The sequence below is a fragment of the Aliivibrio fischeri genome (genome assembly GCF_009727955.1).
In the GTDB taxonomy this organism is placed as follows: Bacteria; Pseudomonadota; Gammaproteobacteria; order Enterobacterales; family Vibrionaceae; genus Aliivibrio; species Aliivibrio fischeri_A.
This window is the reverse complement of sequence record NZ_WOBR01000004.1, coordinates 1401448-1418672: the sequence shown is the minus strand read 5'-3', so window position 1 is coordinate 1418672 and position 17225 is coordinate 1401448. Positions and strand designations below refer to the sequence as shown.

At 39.5% G+C, this 17225-nt stretch carries 17 protein-coding genes; 9 read left to right on the top strand and 8 right to left on the bottom strand.

All coding sequences use genetic code 11. From position 1 onward, the window contains the following. The first annotated feature begins 127 nt into the window (after positions 1 to 127). Positions 128 to 1000: a LysR substrate-binding domain-containing protein gene (locus GNP81_RS09840; protein WP_155671418.1), complete on the top strand. Its 873-nt coding sequence runs from the start codon at positions 128 to 130 to the stop codon at positions 998 to 1000. Beyond that, positions 1001 to 1525 (top strand): tRNA adenosine(34) deaminase TadA, encoded by a 525-nt coding sequence (gene tadA, locus GNP81_RS09835; RefSeq protein ID WP_155671420.1) that lies wholly within the window; start codon positions 1001 to 1003, stop codon positions 1523 to 1525. Between the two features lie 93 nt (positions 1526 to 1618). Here tadA and GNP81_RS09830 read toward each other — a convergent pair whose 3' ends face one another. Beyond that, the gene (locus GNP81_RS09830; protein ID WP_155674968.1) at positions 1619 to 1777 is read right to left on the bottom strand and encodes a hypothetical protein; all 159 of its coding nucleotides are present in this window, start codon (positions 1775 to 1777) and stop codon (positions 1619 to 1621) included. 145 nt (positions 1778 to 1922) lie between these two features. Then, positions 1923 to 3410 (bottom strand): membrane-bound lytic murein transglycosylase MltF, encoded by a 1488-nt coding sequence (gene mltF / locus GNP81_RS09825; protein ID WP_012533117.1) that lies wholly within the window; start codon positions 3408 to 3410, stop codon positions 1923 to 1925. 364 nt (positions 3411 to 3774) lie between these two features. Here mltF and purL point away from each other — a divergent pair, with 364 nt between their 5' ends. The 5 genes from purL (at position 3775) to GNP81_RS09800 (ending at position 10208) form a co-directional block, all read left to right on the top strand. Next, positions 3775 to 7689: a phosphoribosylformylglycinamidine synthase gene (gene purL / locus GNP81_RS09820; RefSeq protein WP_155671422.1), complete on the top strand. Its 3915-nt coding sequence runs from the start codon at positions 3775 to 3777 to the stop codon at positions 7687 to 7689. Positions 7690 to 7929: 240 nt separating this feature from the next. Beyond that, a complete protein-coding gene (locus GNP81_RS09815) occupies positions 7930 to 8463 on the top strand; it encodes an RNA methyltransferase (protein ID WP_155674969.1) in 534 nt (177 codons plus the stop codon). Positions 8464 to 8513: 50 nt separating this feature from the next. After that, a complete protein-coding gene (locus tag GNP81_RS09810) occupies positions 8514 to 9053 on the top strand; it encodes a DUF3332 family protein (RefSeq protein WP_012533266.1) in 540 nt (179 codons plus the stop codon). A 234-nt stretch (positions 9054 to 9287) separates the two neighbouring features. Beyond that, positions 9288 to 9608: a DUF3622 domain-containing protein gene (locus tag GNP81_RS09805; protein WP_005417986.1), complete on the top strand. Its 321-nt coding sequence runs from the start codon at positions 9288 to 9290 to the stop codon at positions 9606 to 9608. A gap of 114 nt (positions 9609 to 9722) precedes the next feature. Next, a complete protein-coding gene (locus GNP81_RS09800; RefSeq protein ID WP_155671427.1) occupies positions 9723 to 10208 on the top strand; it encodes a GreA/GreB family elongation factor in 486 nt (161 codons plus the stop codon). A gap of 61 nt (positions 10209 to 10269) precedes the next feature. Here GNP81_RS09800 and GNP81_RS09795 read toward each other — a convergent pair whose 3' ends face one another. The 3 genes from GNP81_RS09795 to GNP81_RS09785 are packed head-to-tail and all read right to left on the bottom strand — an operon-like array spanning position 10270 to position 12669. Further along, positions 10270 to 11337: a succinylglutamate desuccinylase/aspartoacylase family protein gene (locus GNP81_RS09795; protein ID WP_005417995.1), complete on the bottom strand. Its 1068-nt coding sequence runs from the start codon at positions 11335 to 11337 to the stop codon at positions 10270 to 10272. Further along, entirely contained in the window at positions 11324 to 12229 is a 906-nt protein-coding gene (gene rimK / locus GNP81_RS09790; protein ID WP_012533521.1) for a 30S ribosomal protein S6--L-glutamate ligase, read from the bottom strand. The genes GNP81_RS09795 and rimK overlap by 14 nt, the downstream gene beginning before the upstream one ends. Beyond that, positions 12229 to 12669, bottom strand: coding sequence for an ATP-dependent zinc protease family protein (locus GNP81_RS09785; RefSeq protein WP_005417997.1), 441 nt, complete (start codon positions 12667 to 12669; stop codon positions 12229 to 12231). The genes rimK and GNP81_RS09785 overlap by 1 nt, the downstream gene beginning before the upstream one ends. Before the next feature lie 491 nt (positions 12670 to 13160). Here GNP81_RS09785 and GNP81_RS09780 point away from each other — a divergent pair, with 491 nt between their 5' ends. Beyond that, complete coding sequence (locus GNP81_RS09780) at positions 13161 to 14507, top strand: sodium-dependent transporter (protein ID WP_196587446.1); 1347 nt, start codon at positions 13161 to 13163, stop codon at positions 14505 to 14507. 102 nt (positions 14508 to 14609) lie between these two features. Here GNP81_RS09780 and GNP81_RS09775 read toward each other — a convergent pair whose 3' ends face one another. The 3 genes from GNP81_RS09775 to GNP81_RS09765 all read right to left on the bottom strand — a co-directional run bounded on the left by GNP81_RS09775 (position 14610) and on the right by GNP81_RS09765 (position 16024). Further along, positions 14610 to 14798 (bottom strand): DUF4250 domain-containing protein, encoded by a 189-nt coding sequence (locus GNP81_RS09775; protein WP_155674970.1) that lies wholly within the window; start codon positions 14796 to 14798, stop codon positions 14610 to 14612. Next, positions 14798 to 15004, bottom strand: a complete 207-nt coding sequence (locus tag GNP81_RS09770) for a YaeP family protein (RefSeq protein ID WP_005418000.1) — start codon at positions 15002 to 15004, stop codon at positions 14798 to 14800. Before GNP81_RS09770 ends, GNP81_RS09775 begins: the two co-directional genes overlap by 1 nt. 126 nt (positions 15005 to 15130) lie before the next feature. Next, positions 15131 to 16024, bottom strand: coding sequence for a dihydrodipicolinate synthase family protein (locus tag GNP81_RS09765; RefSeq protein WP_155674971.1), 894 nt, complete (start codon positions 16022 to 16024; stop codon positions 15131 to 15133). A gap of 292 nt (positions 16025 to 16316) precedes the next feature. On the opposite strand from GNP81_RS09765, the gene GNP81_RS09760 reads away from it, so the two are divergent. Next, entirely contained in the window at positions 16317 to 17195 is an 879-nt protein-coding gene (locus GNP81_RS09760; RefSeq protein WP_005418003.1) for a MurR/RpiR family transcriptional regulator, read from the top strand. Positions 17196 to 17225: the final 30 nt, after the last annotated feature.

Below are 17225 nucleotides of genomic sequence, written 5' to 3'. Positions count from 1 at the left end.
GTTGAGTTTTTTATTTCTGCTTTCTCGTTTTGTTGGTGCCATTATAAGTATTTCGCATCAATTGATAATACGCTAGAATGGTAAATAATTTTTACGAATACGTAATAATAGTAGTGGAGAATCACCAATGATTGATTGGGAAGGGGTAACGGAATTCGTTGCTGTTGCTGAAGCGCAAAGCTTTACTGGAGCCGCTAGGGCTCTTGATACTTCTGTTGCTCAAATTAGCCGTAAAGTCGCGGCCTTAGAGGATCGTCTTTCAATTAAACTATTGATAAGAACAACTCGAAAAGTTTCTGTAACGGAGGCTGGGCAAACTTATTATCAACATTGTCGTCATTTAGTTGAAGGGTTAAAACAAGCCGATAGAGCCATTACAGAGCTAAACGCAACTCCACAAGGGCGCTTAAAAATTACGTCTTCAGTGACATATGGTGAGCAATTGATTGCACCATTACTGAGTGACTTTATGTTGATGTACCCACAGCTTGAACTTGAACTTGTATTATCAAATCAGACATTAGATTTGGTTGAGCAAGATTTTGATTTAGCGATTCGGTTAGGTCGCTTAACCGATTCAACCATGATGGCAAAGCGTTTATCGAGTAGACAAGTTCGAGTGTGTGCTTCTCCTAGTTATATAGAGAAACATGGTGAACCTCATACATTATCTGAGTTATCTCAACATAACTGTTTGATTGGTAGCTTACCTATTTGGCGCTTTATTGAAAATAAAAAAGAAAAAAGTGTAAGAGTAAAAGGCTCGATTCATTGTAATAGTGGAGCCGCGCTAACCAATGCTGCATTAAAAGGGTTAGGTATTGTTCAGCTACCTGATTTTTATGTTCAAGAATCAATGGATAAAGGTGAATTAGTCGAGATCCTTGTTCCTTATCGTGAGCCAAAAGAAGGGATCTGGGCTGTGTACCCAAATAATCGACACCTTTCAACTAAGGTTCGTTTATTGGTGGAGTTTTTAGCACAAGAGTTAGCTGAATAAATGCGTGTTGAAAAAGAAAGCAGAGATGCAAGTTTCTATATGCAACGAGCAATGGAACTGGCTGCTATTGCAGAAGAAGAGGGTGAAGTTCCTGTCGGTGCCGTGATTGTCTTAGATGGTGAAATCATCGGAGAGGGGTGGAATCGCTCAATTGGTGCTCATGATGCAACAGCACATGCAGAGATGATGGCAATTAAACAAGCGGGAAGTAAAATTGAAAACTATCGCTTAGTTGATGCGACATTATACGTTACGTTAGAGCCATGCCCTATGTGTGCAGGCGCGATTGTACATAGTCGTATTAAACGCGTTATTTTTGGTGCATCAGATATGAAAACAGGGGCATCAGGAAGTGTGATAAACCTGTTTACTTCGGCAACGGCGTTTCATTTTGTTGAATGTGAATCAGGTGTGATGGAAGAAGCGTGTCGTTCTCAGTTGCAGGCGTTTTTTAAAAGAAGACGTAAAGAAAAGAAAGAAGAGAAAAAAGCGAGAAGAGAAGCTGAGGAAAATAACGTTAAATAATATTTAATGCCAATTCTCTTAATGATCATTTAATTCGTTATATTAATATAAAAAGGCAAGCCATTACTGGTTTGCCTTTTTTCTTTTGTATGTTTATCGACAAGAGAAGGATTCGCCTGTATCGAATAATGCTTGAGCATATGATCGTTGACGTTGTAAGACTTTTTTATGGTTATTCAGTAGTTTTCTACGACGTTGTGTACTGCTTCTTAGCGTACTTTTACTTTTTGGTTTTCTTCTACCAGAGAGCATAAACTCCCCCTAATTAAACGAATAAAAAGCGCGTTTATTGTATTTGTAAAACGCGCATAAAAATAAATGATGTGAAATGCAGATTAAGCCTCTATTGTTACCGTATTATGACGATGAATCTGCGATAAGATTCACCATTATAAAATTACTTTTTAACCTCAATGGCTTGGCTAACACTGGCTTCTGCTGATGACAAAGGAACATCTATGACTTGTAGATCTTCAACTGTTAGTTCTTCTTGTTTTAACTTGTTCGCTTGTTCTTGTTCGTAACCAATAATACTTTGATAATAACGTCTAATATTTTCAACGTAATTTTGCGCTTCATCACCACGTGCGAAACCATAGCGTAAGTATCGGTAATAACGATGTTGACGAAGCAGTGGTAAATTGTCTTTTACATCAGTCCATGAGTCAGGATCACCACCTAAACGCTGTGTTAGACGTCTTGCATCCATCATATGACCAAAACCGATGTTATATGAAGCCAATGCGAACCAAATTTTTTCATGTTCAGTGATAGAGTCAGGAACTCGTTTAACAATTCGACGTAAATATTCAGCACCACCACGAATACTTTGTTCTGGATTTAAGCGATTTTGAACCCCTACTGATTGCGCGGTTGGTAGTGTTAACATCATCATGCCACGAACGCCTGTTGGTGATTTTGCCAATGGGTTCCAATGAGACTCTTGATAAGAAAGTGCCGCAAGGAATCGCCAATCAAAGTCTCCCGCGTATTTTTTAAATAGAGGTTCCCACTTTGGTAGTTTACTTTCTAATGCGCGGATAAAGGCGCGAGTATCTACATAATCAAAAGATTCTACATGGCCAAAATATTTTTCTTCAAGAAGGGCAAGTTTACCGCTTTCTTTCAACTCACCAAAAAATTCAATTAATAGCGCCTGTAAGCTGTCATCTTCGGTTTGTTGTAAGAACCATGCAACGGGTTGATCTTCTGTAACTTCAAAAGCAACAGCCAGATCTGGATGAATACGTTGAGTGAGTGATAACTCTACCGAATCAGCTAAGGTATAATGAATTTCACCTGTTGCTACTTTTTTCAGAAGCTCACTTACATCAGTATCTGCAGCAGTATTCCAATCAAGATTTGGGTATTTTTCTTTTAATTTTATAAGTGTACCTTCAAAGCTTGAATCTTTAACAATGGTAAGATTTTCATCAAGCTGAGTTAGGTTTTTAATGTTGCGTGGTCGCCAACTTCCTTTCTTATAAACAACCTGTTGACTGACATAATAATAGACAGGCCCTGGGCGGAACTTTTCTAAGCGTTCAGGTGTTATTGTCATGTTGGCAGCAATGATATCAACTTCATTACGCTCTAACGCAGGAAATAAGCCTGAATAAGTATAGGCAGGAGTGATCTCAAGTTTCACTTCTAACTTTTCTGCAAAGGCTTTAGCAAGATCATAATCTAACCCAGTAGGGCCATTAGAACCAATGTAATAAGAGAGTTGGTTGTTTAATGTACTGACTCGTAAAATGCCACGTTCTCTAATTTGTTCTAGCTTGGTTTTCGGCTCTGATTCTACTTGGCAACCTGTTAAGGTGATAAGGAGGGTAGAAATAACCAAACAAGATTGTATAAATCGGTGATGTCGAATGCGGCTCAAGTCAGGATGCTCTTTTTAAAATTTAAGGCGTAGTTATATCAAATGGTAAATAAAGAGGCAAAAGTGCGGTAACAAATTACAACAATAATTAGATATTGAGACAGATTAAATGCATCGTGTGGTTATTTCTTGTTCTCTTTTAGGTAAATAACGGTTCGTTACCCTTTTTTTTAAAAAAAATACGCAAACGGTTGCTTTTGGTGTTACTTCACAAAAAAAAATCCTTTATAATGCGCTCGCAATAGCAGAGGTAACATCGGCATAGTCACTATGAGCCATGAGTATTTAATTGAGTTATATACATCATAATCTTATGAAACTATTCCAATATTACCTTTAATTCATTGCCAAAGAGACCTAGTACATGAGAATTTTGCGTGGTTCACCTGCTCTATCTGAATTTCGTGTTAACAAGCTGCTTGAGCTTTGTCGCGAGCTGAGTTTACCTGTTACTGGTATTTATGCTGAGTTTGCCCATTTTGCTGATGTAACAGCAGATCTTGATGCGTCTGAAGTACAGAAATTAGAAAAATTACTAACTTACGGTCCAACCATTGAAGAACATGAGCCAGAAGGCTTATTGCTTCTTACCACTCCTCGTCCAGGAACGATCTCTCCTTGGTCTTCAAAATCTACTGATATTGCTCATAACTGTGGTTTAGATAAAATTGCACGTTTAGAGCGTGGAACGGCATTTTATATTGAAAGCTCTGAAGAATTATCAGAACTTCAATTAGTTGAATTAAAAGCGATTCTTCATGACCGCATGATGGAAGTGGTTTTCACTGACTTCGAATCAGCATCAGCGTTATTTGCTGTATCTGAACCAGCACCATATACCGAAGTTGATCTATTAACCGGTGGGCGTAAAGCGCTTGAAGACGCAAACGTTACCCTAGGTCTTGCTTTGGCAGAAGATGAGATTGATTATCTGCTTGAAAGCTTCACTGAAAAACTAGAACGTAACCCAACAGATATCGAACTTATGATGTTTGCACAAGCGAACTCAGAGCATTGTCGCCATAAAATCTTTAACGCTGATTGGACTATTGATGGCGTTAAGCAAGAAAAGTCACTGTTTAAAATGATCAAAAATACGTTTGAAGTTACTCCTGATAACGTACTTTCTGCATACAAAGATAATGCAGCAGTGATGACTGGCTCTACTGTAGGTCGTTTCTTCCCAGATCCTAAAACTCGTCAGTACAGCTATCATCAAGAGAAAACACACATCTTGATGAAAGTTGAAACGCACAACCACCCAACCGCTATTTCTCCATGGCCGGGCGCATCTACAGGTTCTGGTGGTGAAATCCGTGATGAAGGCGCAACAGGTATTGGTGGTAAGCCAAAAGCTGGTTTAGTAGCGTTTTCTGTTTCGAACCTTAAGATCCCGAACTTCGTTCAACCTTGGGAAACTGACTTTGGTAAGCCAAGCCGTATCGTTACAGCTTTAGATATCATGCTTGAAGGTCCTCTTGGTGGTGCAGCATTTAACAATGAATTTGGTCGTCCAAACCTACTAGGCTACTTCCGTACTTACGAAGAGAAAGTAAATTCTCACGCAGGTGAAGAAGTACGTGGTTATCACAAGCCAATCATGCTAGCTGGTGGTCTTGGTAACATCCGTGATGAACATGTTCAGAAGAAAGAGATCCCAGTAGGCGCAAGTCTAATCGTTCTTGGTGGTCCAGCGATGAACATCGGCCTTGGTGGTGGTGCGGCATCTTCTATGGACTCAGGTTCTTCTTCTGAAGATCTCGATTTCGCTTCGGTACAACGTGAAAACCCAGAAATGGAACGTCGTTGTCAGGAAGTTATCGATCGTTGTTGGCAGCTAGGTGATGCGAACCCTATCGCATTCATTCACGATGTGGGCGCTGGCGGTATCTCAAATGCACTTCCTGAGTTAGTAGACGATGGCGAGCGTGGTGGTATCTTCAATCTACGTGACGTACCAAACGATGAGCCGGGCATGAGCCCTCTTGAGATTTGGTGTAACGAATCTCAAGAGCGTTACGTTATGGCTGTTGCTGACAAAGACATGGCAACGTTCGATGCGATTTGTAAGCGTGAGCGTGCACCGTACGCAGTGGTTGGTAAAGCAACTGAAGAGCGTGAACTTAAACTAGAAGATTCACACTTCGACAACACGCCAATCGATATGCCAATGGACATCCTATTAGGTAAAACACCTAAGATGCACCGTGACGCGAAAACGCTAAAAGTAAACAATCCTGCGATTGACCGTTCTGGTATTGAAATGAACGAAGCAGTTGACCGTGTTCTTCGCCTACCAACAGTCGCTGAGAAAACATTCCTTATTACCATCGGTGACCGCTCGGTAACTGGCCTTGTTGCTCGTGATCAAATGGTTGGCCCATGGCAGGTTCCGGTTGCAAACTGCGCAGTAACGGCAGCAAGTTACGACTCTTACCACGGCGAGGCAATGTCTCTTGGTGAGCGTACACCAGTGGCACTACTAGACTTCGGTGCATCGGCTCGTCTAGCGGTTGGTGAAGCAATCACAAACATTGCAGCGACCAACATCGGTGATATCAAACACATTAAACTGTCGGCTAACTGGATGTCTCCAGCAGGCCACCCAGGTGAAGATGCAGGTCTTTACGAAGCGGTTAAAGCGGTTGGTGAAGAACTATGTCCAGCACTGGGTCTAACTATCCCAGTGGGTAAAGACTCAATGTCTATGAAGACTAAATGGGAAGAGAACGGCGAGCAGAAAGAAGTAACTTCTCCGCTATCTCTTGTTATCACTGCATTTGCTCGTGTTGAAGATGTTCGTAAGACGATCACGCCTCAGCTTCGCACTGACAAAGGTGATACATCACTAGTTCTTATCGACCTAGGTAATGGCAAAAACCGTCTAGGTGCAACGGCACTAGCGCAAGTTTACAAGCAGCTTGGTGATAAACCAGCAGACGTAGACAACGCGGCACAGCTAAAAGGTTTCTACGAAGGCGTTCAAGCACTGGTTGCTAATGACCAAGTTGTGGCTTACCACGATAAAGGCGACGGTGGTTTATTCGTAACACTAGCTGAAATGGCGTTCGCAGGTCACTGTGGTGTTAATGCAAACATTGAAGCACTTTTATCTGCATCAGAGAACAGCGAAGACACACTAGCAGCACTATTCAACGAAGAACTAGGTGCGGTAATCCAAGTTCGTAACGACGACCTAGACGCGGTTCTTTCAACTCTTGCAGCAAACGGTCTAGAAGCGTGTTCACACGTAATCGGTTCTGTTGAAAATTCAAATGAGCTAGTGATTAAGTCTGGTGAAACGGTTGTTATTGAACGTAACCGTACTGAACTACGTACTATCTGGGCTGAGACAACGCACAAGATGCAAGGTCTACGTGATAACCCAGTGTGTGCAGACCAAGAACACGAAGCGAAGAAAGACAACTCAGATCCAGGTCTGAACGTGAAACTAAGCTTTGACGTAAACGAAGATATTGCAGCGCCATTTATCAACACAGGTGCCAAGCCTAAGATGGCGATTCTACGTGAGCAGGGTGTTAACTCCCACGTTGAAATGGCAGCAGCATTCGACCGTGCAGGATTCGAAGCGACTGATATTCACATGAGCGACATCCTTACTGGTCAAGCTGTACTTGATGAGTACAACGGCCTTGTAGCATGTGGTGGCTTCTCTTACGGTGACGTACTGGGCGCTGGTGAAGGTTGGGCTAAGTCGGTTCTGTTTAACGATTCGACTCGTGAGCAATTTGAAAACTTCTTCAAGCGTGAAGATACCTTCTCTCTAGGTGTGTGTAACGGTTGTCAGATGCTGTCTAACCTGCGTGAACTCATTCCTGGTGCTGAGTACTGGCCACGTTTCGTTCGTAACGAATCTGAGCGTTTTGAGGCTCGTTTCAGCCTAGTAGAAGTTCAGAAATCTGATTCTGTATTCTTCAACGGAATGGAAGGTTCTCGTATGCCTATCGCCGTTTCTCATGGTGAAGGGCGCGTAGAAGTACGTGACAACGATCATCTAAACGCGATTGAAAATTCAGGCACGGTTGCTCTACGTTACGTTGATAATAACGGTAACCCAACGCAGCAATACCCGAATAACCCGAATGGTTCACCAAACGCTATTACAGGTTTAACAACTACAGATGGCCGCGTGACTATCATGATGCCTCACCCTGAGCGTGTATTCCGTACAGTTGCTAACTCTTGGTCTCCAGAAGGTTGGGGCGAGAATGGTGCTTGGATGCGTATGTTCCAAAATGCACGTAAGAATATTGGCTGATTTAGCGCATAATTAAGGTGCATTTATAAAATGCACTCTTGATGTTTAAGTTAATAATCAGTTGGTTATCACTAATGTGTAAAAATGTGATAATAATCTTAATATTGAATTGAGACTCTGTTCTATAATAAACAAAAGGGTTGGGTAAAGACGGCTCTTTTCAAATAAAACCGTTGAAGTTTAGGCTTCAGCGGTTTTTTTGTTAGAATGCTTTTTTAATTTTATCTGTTGGAATAAGCAATGAAAAAAACGCATGTGACTATCGGGTTAAGTAATCCAAAAAGTCCGACAAATGTTGGTGCAGTAATGCGTGCTGCTGGTTGTTATCAAGTTGATGATGTTCGCTATACTGGTGAGCGATATGATCGTGCAGCTAAATTTCAAACGGATACGAAAAAAGTTGCCAACAAAATTCCATTAACAAGCGTAAATTGTTTATTAGACGATTTACCAGAAGACATGAAGGTCGTTTGTGTTGAATTAGCTGAAGGGGCAGTCTCTCTTCCTCAGTTTCAACATCCAGATAAAGCAATTTATGTGTTTGGTCCTGAAGATGGCTCGATAACTCAGCAAGTAGCGGATCGTGCAGACCATGTGGTTTATGTTCCTACAGTAGGATGTATGAACCTAGCTGCGACAGTGAATGTCCTTTTATATGATCGATTAGCAAAATCGGAAGATATTGTACAAGGTGATGAATTAATTCGAAGCAGCCGCGATAATCGTAATCATTTAGTAATTAAGAATAAAAATAAGGGTTCTGGAACTTTTTGATATACGACCTATGCTTTTAATGAATACTAATCATAAAAGTCGAGGGAATTATGACAAAAAGTCTGATCAAAATAATTGCAATATCAACGGTTGTAATGTCGTTATCTGGGTGTGTGGGTAGTAATGCACTAACAGGTATGTTGATGAAATTTAACGTTCAAGTGGTAGATAATCGTTACGCTCGTGCCGGAGTTAACTTTTTACTTTCTCCTGTTTATGCTCTTACCCTTGCTGGCGACTACATTGTTTTTAACTCGTTGGAGTTTTGGACTGGTAAAAACGTGCTTAGTGGTTCGCCACACATTTTTGATAGTAAAGTTGATACCATGATGAATATTAATGATGGCCTTGATGATTCATTAAAAACGGCACCAATTGATCCTATTTCATCAAATAGAGTAATTGAGTCTGGTGAAATGAAAGCAATCGATGAAAATACGATTCAAATGGACATTACATATAATAATGGTGATAAAGCGATACTCATGGGAGTAAGAGATGGAGATAACATTACTTACTACATGGATGGCTATGTTGTTTCTCAAACCAGTATCCAAGCATTAGAAGAACTAGCTGCTTCTCAAAGCTAATTTTTGTTCTAAATGGAAAATGACTGGTTTTTATACCAGTCATTTTTTTAGTTGTGCTTTTTTACTACTTATATTTTCAATTATCTGACAGTATTGATCTCATCTTTTTGGTGCATTTTTATCGAAATGTGTTCTAATAGCGGGCATTAAAGGGAATGCTGTGATGATGCAGCAGTTATAGATGGAATTTTTTTAATGATCTATCCCTTAACTATCGAATTCTAGGAAATAAAAATGGCAAAATTTGATTACCGTATTGTAGAAAAACGTAACGCTTGGGCTGCTGAAATTACACGCCAAGTAACTTCTCGCAGAACGGTTGTATCTAAACGTCAACTTGGTTTTGAAACTGAAGCTGAAGCTGTTGAATGGGCTGAAAAAGAGCTTGTTGAATTTGCTAAAAACCAAGCTGTACGTAACGAGCGTAAATCAGAGCAACGTTCTGAGCGTGAAGAAATGATCGCACGTAAGAAAGAAAAAGCGGCAGCTCAAAAAGCAGCATATGAAGCAGCTCGTGATGAAGAAGAAGACGAGTACGACTTCGACGAAGAGTAATCTTCACAATAGAATTAAATAAAAAAGGCGCTAATTAAAGCGCCTTTTTTGTATTTAAAGTATTCACCTTTATTATTGCTATCATCAGCTGTTCTATTTTATGGGTTATATAAGATGATAAATAAAGAAGCATTATTAGATTCAATTATTGATGAGTTACGCAAGATCCATCAATTAGCGTTGGATGCTACTCAAAGAGCGATTGATCAAGCAACAGATAAAGAAGCGATAGCTCGAAGTAAGTATGAGACGTTTGGCTTAGAAGCTTCTTATCTGGCACATGGACAAGCGGTTAGGGTTTCCGAATGTGAAGCTGATATTTTAGCTTATCGAAAATTACCAAGGCTGACTTATACAGAAGACAGCAGTATTAACCAAGGTGCTTTGGTTACGCTAGTGAATCAAGATGATGTTGAGAGTATTTTTTTTATTGGTCCGTCAGCGGGTGGGGTGAAAGTTGGTCATCAAGACTTAGTGTTTTCATTGATTACACCATCAGCACCATTAGGGAAAGCGATGATAGGGCAGCAGCTTGGGGATGAATTTGAATTGAATTTAGCAGGGAAAAAACAGCAATACGAAATTATTGATGTTCAGTGATTTTTTTGGATCAAAAAAGAGAGGCGAACCTCTCTTTTAAAATTTGATTTTAGCTAGGTGATTAAACGCTAGGAACGGCGATTTGACCATTAGTTAGCTGATCAGTATCAGCCTCAATGATTTCATCAATGTAAGTTTCTACAGTTTGACCAACCATTTCGTCATCTTCAGTAAAGTAAGCAAGATGGAAAACAGCATCCCCTTCATTAACTAAAGGTAGAGTTTGTTGACCAATAACGATGCCACCTTTATGAGCTCGCAGTTCAATTTCACTATGACCCAATGGTGCGCTGATGTAAGCCAGTACTTGACCTTTTTCAACTTGCTCACCTAAAGTCACAACAGTACGTAAAATACCGTCGCTTTCTGCACGTAACCAACTTGTTGATTTAGCTATAACTGCTTCTGGTAAGCGTTTTCTGCTCGCCTTTAGCATGCCAATCGCTTGCATTACACGTTGTACACCCACATAACCAGCATTGATCGCAATTGGCTCAAAGCGTAATGCTTCACCTGCTTCATAGGTTAATACAGGGATATTGCATTTTTCAGCTTCACTACGAAGAGAACCATCACGAAGAGGTGAATCAACAATCACTGGTGTACCGAATGCATGTGCAATACGTAACGTTTCTGGATTGCTTAAGTCAGCTCTAAGTTGAGGAAGGTTCGTTCTGTGAATCGCACCTGTATGTAAATCAACAATATAATCACAACGTTGTGCAATCTGAGTGAAAAAGGTATTTGCCATGCGAGATGCCAAAGACCCTTTTTCAGAACCAGGGAAACAACGGTTTAAGTCACGGCGATCAGGAAGATAGCGTGATTTATGAATGAAACCAAAGACGTTAACAATAGGCACAGCAATCAGTGTGCCTTTTAGTTTCTTCGGATCAATGTTATTGATTAATTGACGTACAATTTCAACACCATTAAGTTCATCACCATGAATGGCAGCATTTACCATCAGGATTGGGCCAGCATGCTGGCCGTTAATGATCTCAACAGGGATCGATAAAGGTGAATGCGTATAAAGCTTAGCGGCTTCAATCTCAATTACCTTTCTTTCACCAGGTGCAACCGAGTGCGTTAATAATTCAAACGCTTGATTTTTTTTAGCCTTTGCCACGAGTTTTAGTCCTTTTAGTCGCTGCAGTTTTCTCAATAAAATCAATAATTAGGCCAGCAACGTCTTTACCTGTTGCTTTTTCAATGCCTTCTAAGCCCGGAGATGAGTTCACTTCCATAACCAGTGGACCACGCTCAGAGCGAAGTAAATCTACACCTGCAACATTTAAGCCCATGATATTTGCAGCAGCTACTGCTGTCTTACGCTCTTCAGGAGTTAATTTAACAAGTGATGCAGAGCCACCACGGTGTAAGTTAGAGCGGAACTCGCCTTCTGCACCTTGACGTTTCATTGCTGCAATCACTTTGCCACCAATAACGAAACAACGGATATCTGCACCGCCAGCTTCTTTGATGAACTCTTGAACCATGATATTTGCTTTTAAGCCCATGAATGCTTCAACAACACTTTCTGCTGCTTTACGTGTTTCTGCAAGAACAACACCAATACCTTGAGTGCCTTCTAAGAGCTTGATCACAACTGGCGCACCGCCAACCATGTCTAATAGATCTTTAACGTCATCTGGTTTACTTGCAAAGCCAGTAATTGGCATACCGATGCCTTTACGTGACAGTAATTGCATTGAGCGTAATTTGTCACGAGAACGAGTAATTGCAACAGATTCATTTACTGGGTATACACCCATCATTTCAAATTGACGTAATACCGCTGTACCGTAGAAAGTAACAGAAGCACCAATACGTGGAATGATCGCATCGTAATCAACCAACTCTTCACCTTTGAAGTGAATTTGAGGTTTTTCTGAATTGATATTCATATAACAACGTAATGCATCAATCACTTTTACTTCATGTCCACGACTCTCAGCAGCTTCAATTAAACGGCTAGTAGAGTAAAGAGATTGGTTACGCGATAAAATACCGATTTTCATTATACAGTTTCCTCAAAATCAACAAGGTAAGATGACGATGGATCTACAACAATGCGATCTTGCATTGAGGTTCTTCCAAGTAACATACGAAACACCATTGTTTCTCGGTTACTTAATGTAATTTCAATTGGCCACTCTTGGCCTGCGAGTCGGATCATTGTTTTGATGACGTAGCGCATCTCTTCTTGACCGCTTGAGCTTTTTACTTTTCGTTGGTCTACGATTGGTGCTTCACAAATTTGCACAAAATCGTTATTACGCTTTTCTGGGTGAATCCAGAAGCGGACCCAGTCTTCACCATCCTTTGTGAAGGGCTCTACTTTAAAAGCATGCAAACAAGAAGTTTTGGCGCCAGTATCAACTTTTGCCTTAATTAATTTAATACCAAGTTCTGGAAGGCTTAGTGATTCGCGCCATCCGACAATGATTTTATCTGTCATTAATTTGTCTCAAATAGAAAAAATCCACACTAAGTATAGTTAATACTTGGCGGATATCTAACCCATTTGGCTACCATCTAATTGTCTGAGTGTGTTACTCAGTAGTCTGGAGTTTGGTGGAGTAAGTAGAGAGGTGTTATAGGATGTGTACACCGTGACTCAATGACGGCGAATTTATCAGTAGTTTTTAATTTCGTCAAATAAAATATTGATTATAATTTTGACGCTTTTGGATTACTTTTTCTAATGCTTATTTATTGTGAATAGAATAAGTCGTTCTATTTGTTCTGATTAAAAAAAAAGCAGTTCAGTAAGGCAAGTTATAAAGAAAAATGAATAACTATAATTCCTTATATTCATTACAGAATAGTGAAAATAGCTTTAAATCGCGATCAATAAGAAATAAATCAATTACTTTGATAATTATTTCTGGTTTTTAATGAAATCTGAGGTAATATAATCGCATTGTACTAGTTGAATGATACGTTTTAATGAGCAGTAATAGAGAAAGTTTTAGTTCACGATTAGGTTTTATATTGGCAGCAGCAGGGGCTGCGGTTGGCCTTGGTAACATCTGGGGCTTCCCTACTCAAGCGGCAAGTAATGGTGGTGGTGCCTTCTTACTTGTTTATTTAATTATGATCTTAGTCGTTGCTTTTCCTATGTTGGTTGTCGAAATGGCCATTGGTCGCCATGGACAAGCAAATCCGGTAGATAGTATGCGTTCGTTGACTTCTAATCCGCTAGGTAAGAGGTTTGGTGCATTTGTTGGTTGGATTGGATTAAGCGTACCTAGCGCTGTACTGATGTTTTATAGCATTGTTGGTGGGTGGTTAATTTGTTTTCTACTAGGCGCTATGGCAAATGTCGTTGGATTAAATGATGTTGCTGAATGGTTTAAAGGGTTTAGTATTGAGCGCAATTTACTAGGTACGATACTTTTTTATGTATTAACTATTCTAATCGTACAAGGTGGAATTAAAGACGGTATTGAGAAATGGTCAACTCGCTTGATGCCTGCATTATTCATATTATTTGGCTTATTATTTGTTTATATCATGATGCAGCAAGGTGCTGTAGAAGGATTAAAGCATTATCTTATACCTGATTTTGAAAAGGTAATGGATAAGAAATTGATTTTAGCCGCAATGGGACAGGGCTTTTTCTCTCTGACTATTGGTGGGTGTTCAATGCTGATTTATGGTTCTTATTTAAGTAAGAAAGAGAACCTACCAAAGATGGCCATGAACGTAGCATTAGTGGATACCGCTGTTGCTTTTATTGCGGGTCTTGTTGTTATGCCTGCAATGTTTGTTGCTATGCAAAAAGGCGTTCAAATTTATGCAGAGGATGGTTCATTATTAAGCTCTGATACTTTGGTATTTACTGTTTTACCTATGATGTTTGATAGCTTAGGTTTGTTTGGTGATTTATTTGCGATTGTTTTCTTTGCACTGTTAACTATTGCAGCCTTAACGTCATCGATTTCTATGCTTGAGTGTTCAGTATCATTGGTTAGCGAGCGATTTGAAACAAAGAGAACACCAACAAGCTGGGTGTTAGGCTCATTAATTGCAGCATTCAGCGTTGTTATTGTCTTTAATTTTGGTGAGTTATTTGGTTTAGTTGCTATGATTGCAACCCAGTATTTACAGCCAATTGCAGCATTATTGTTCTGTGTGTTTGGTGGTTGGGTATGGAGCCGTCATTCTAAAATTAAAGAACTTGAGCAGGGTTATCCTGAGTTCCAGCAAGGTTTCTTTGGTAAAGTTTGGCCTCTGTATGTGAAATTTGTGTGTCCTATTTTGGTTATCACGGTTTTATGGGCGTCATTCTAGTTAGTTATAAATACTCAACATTCAAACTGTCTCGTCCTAAAATATAAAAAAAGCCAGCATTATGTTAATTATGCTGGCTTTTTACTTTTGATTGGATTTGTTTTATCTAAATTGTTTTGCTTCTTTTAGGTAGTCAAACCCTGCATCAGCTAGCTTTTTAATGAGAGCGTCTTTATCTAATTCATAGAATTTTACGTAGCTATCTAAATCACCAAATTCATCTCTGATTTTCATATTAACCATACTCATCAGCATGACAGGATCCATTGAAGCCATTTTTTCAGGTGTCATTATTTATCCTCAAAATCTGAAATTAATAAGTTAGCAGCAGCAAAGGCAGCACGCTCACGAGCTTCTTTAGGTAGTGATTCATCTGCAGCGATATCGTTTAGTGTTTTTACTGCACACGTGATGGCTTGTGGGATATAGCCTTGATCACCACTACCAATTAACGAATACAACTCACGAACTTTGTCACAACAATCATAAACTTTCATAATTTTTCTCATATAAATGATAACTATACTGAGTTTACACGTTGAAAAAGGGAAAACATAGATCAAAAAAAGCTGAAAAACCTAGGGGGAAGTTTTTCAGCTTTAGAGCAAAGATAAGTCTGTATTTTATTGCATGAAACCAGCGTTTCTCATTCGAGTTGCTACGGTTACTTTCTGCTCTGTAGTTAATGGCATTAGTGGCAAACGAGGATCTCCAGCATTGATGTCGTGAAGCTCCATTGCAACCTTACCTGCGGCGACACCGCCGAAATCAACTAATACACGGATAAGCTCAATAACATTTGTCATCTTATTGAATACCGCTTCTTGATCGCCACGATTAAATGCTTCGATAATTGAATTAAAGTGTGGAGCGGCGTAGTTATAAGTACTACCTACTGCACTTTTTGCACCAACAGCAAGTGCGCCAGGTAGATGCTCATCAACACCAAATGGAACATCAAATTTACCATCGCAAGCTCGGAGGCAGCGTTGGTATTCGTATAAATCACCACTGTTAAATTTAAGGCCTGATAAATTAGGAATACGTTTATCAGCTTGAATTAAAAACTCTTCCATATTTAAATTCACACCAGACATACCAGAGTGGTAGTAGTAGAAGCCTTTTGATGGTGCAGCTGCTGCAATGGTTGCACAATATTCAACTAAATCTGCAACGCTACCTGGTTTAAAGAAACATGGACCAATTGCAGATGTAGCTAAAATATCTAGTGTATCTGCATGGCGTGTAAGTTCTAGCGTATCAACAATGCTTAATGCACCTGTATGTACAATGATATCTAATTGATTATTAGAAGCGCTTACCCAACGCTCAGCAATGGCTTTACGTTCCTCAACACTACAGTGAATGCCTTCTCCAGTTGTCCCACATACATAAATGCCTTTTACGCCATCTTTGATTAAATGCTTGGCGATTTTATCAATCTCTTCAAAGTTTACGTTGTTTGAAGAATCAAATGGAGTATGTGGAGCAGCAATTAAACCGGTTAACTTTTTCATTTAAGCCTCGTTAGTTTATTTTTAATGAAGTTATTCTTCATTTAAATATCAATATTGGAGTTAAACTAATCTTATGGAGTAAAGTTTCATTTAGCAACATGAAAATCACAGCGTAATGTCGTAAATGTGATCTGTGAGAGTAAATTTAGCGCTAATTATTTTTATATGTGTCGTATTTATTCTTTTTTAGTGCAAATAATGCGAATAATAATTATGGAGTTACACTTCACAAAATGAGAGTAGCGTGACAAAATGGAATTCATAACGTGTTTTATTCAAGGGTTACTTTCTGATGTCCAACCATAATATTCAAATAAAAGCGGGCAACATCATCGATACGATAGGCAGTCTTTATAATAGTTTGACTCCATCTTCAAAGCGTATCGCTGATTATGTTATGTCTAATGCGACTCAAGTGAGTAAACACTCGATTGCTGAACTATCACAGATTGTAAATGCGGGTGATGCAACCATTATTCGTTTTTGTCGAACTCTTGGTTTTAAGGGTTATCAAGATTTTAAAATGGAATTGGCGATTGAAGTTTCTAACCTTCAAGGTCGAGAGAAAGAGATTTTTGATACCGATGTTACTGCTGAAGATAATGCGGAAGTGATAGGGCATAAGCTTCAATCAACCATTGAAAGTGTCCTTGCTGAAACCATGAATTTGCTTAACTTCCAGTCTTTAGAGTCGGTAGCTGAAGCATTAAAAGATGCAAAAGCGATTTACTTTTTTGGTGTTGGTTCATCAGGTTTAACCGCTGAAAGTGCAAAACATAAATTCATGCGAATTGGTTTAAATGTGGATGCATTTACCAATAACCATTTTATGTATATTAAATCATCGTTAATGCAACCTGGGGATTTTGCTGTAGGGCTTAGCCACTCTGGTAATTCAGTTGAAACGACGAAAGCATTACGTTTAGCAAAAGAGAATGGAGCGACGACGATTGCCATTACGCATAACCCTCGCTCGGATATTACCAAGTATTCTGATTATGTTTTAGTGAACGGTAACAGGCAGGGACAACTTCAAGGTGACTCGATTGGTACTAAAATATCGCAGTTGTTCGTATTGGATCTAATTTATACCTTATTAGTTAAACGTGATATTAGTGGTGCAAAAGCTAATAAGCTGAAGACTACAGAAGCGCTTTCTAATCAATCGTAATTCTTTGACTGTATAAAATTATAAGGCCGT